Below are 953 nucleotides of genomic sequence, written 5' to 3' on the forward strand. Positions count from 1 at the left end.
GTGAGACATTTATCCATAAGAGGTGTTGAATAGATGAATAACCTGTATAGCCGTACCTGGGATGAAAAACGCGATTTCATCAGAATGAGAGTCGATACTGAAATCACTCTAGCCGTTGATAACTCGGACATCAAAGTAAATGGTTATTGCCGTGACCTTAGTGGCGCAGGCATGTTAATAGAAGTAGAAGAAGAACTAACAGCAGGAGCAACTTGCCGGACATCGCTTCCTTCAAGCAACGATGCGTTTCCCGCTCTGGATGCAACCGTAAAAGTACTACGCTGCACACAGGTCGACGAAAATACTTTTCAAGTAGGCGCAGAAATTGTAGAAATCGCGAGTTAGGCGAAGCAATTTCATAAGCACATAAAAAAGCCCGTGAGCGTTTTTCTCACGGGCTTTTTTATGTGTTCGCTAAAGTCTCTACTAGGCTGGCATTTCCAACTTTTCAGGCGAAACAATAACACCATTATTATCGGCATAAACGTAGTGACCTGGTGTAAAGGTTACGCCACCAAAGGTGACCGGAACATTCAGATCACCAATACCACGCTTTTCAGTTTTACGCGGATTAGTGTTCATTGCCTGAACACCTAGCTGCGTCTGCCCGATCACATCAACATCACGAATGCAGCCGTAAATAACCAAACCAGACCAGCCGTTCGCAGCTGCTTTCTCAGCCAACATATCACCTAACAAGGCATTACGCATTGAACCACCGCCATCAACAACCATCACTCGCCCTTCGCCAGGTAAACCCACCTGTTCTTTGACGATAGAGTTATCTTCAAAACACTTTACCGTAACAATTTCGCCACCAAAGGCATCGATTGCACCGTAATTGTTCATCATCGGTTCCAAGACCTGAACTAAATCCGGGTACTCGTCGCACAAGTCTGGCGTAATGATTTTTGTATTGCTCAATGTTTTTCTCCTCGTTTCAATACATTAGA

At 44.5% G+C, this 953-nt stretch carries 2 protein-coding genes; one reads left to right on the forward strand and one right to left on the reverse strand.

Features of this window, described 5'->3' with window-relative positions; genetic code table 11:
* The first annotated feature begins 33 nt into the window (after positions 1 to 33).
* Positions 34 to 345 (forward strand): PilZ domain-containing protein, encoded by a 312-nt coding sequence (locus A3766_RS05895; RefSeq protein WP_068507473.1) that lies wholly within the window; start codon positions 34 to 36, stop codon positions 343 to 345.
* A gap of 81 nt (positions 346 to 426) precedes the next feature.
* Here the strand turns inward: A3766_RS05895 and rraA are convergent, their stop codons facing one another.
* Complete coding sequence (gene rraA / locus A3766_RS05900) at positions 427 to 924, reverse strand: ribonuclease E activity regulator RraA (protein WP_068511588.1); 498 nt, start codon at positions 922 to 924, stop codon at positions 427 to 429.
* Positions 925 to 953 lie beyond the last annotated feature (29 nt).

The sequence above is a fragment of the Oleiphilus sp. HI0132 genome, from assembly GCF_001635845.1.

Bases quoted from the DNA above. Each gene is read 5' to 3' on its own strand.
- A3766_RS05895 (WP_068507473.1), top strand. From the start codon at position 34: ATGAATAACCTGTATAGCCGTACCTGGGATGAAAAACGCGATTTCATC.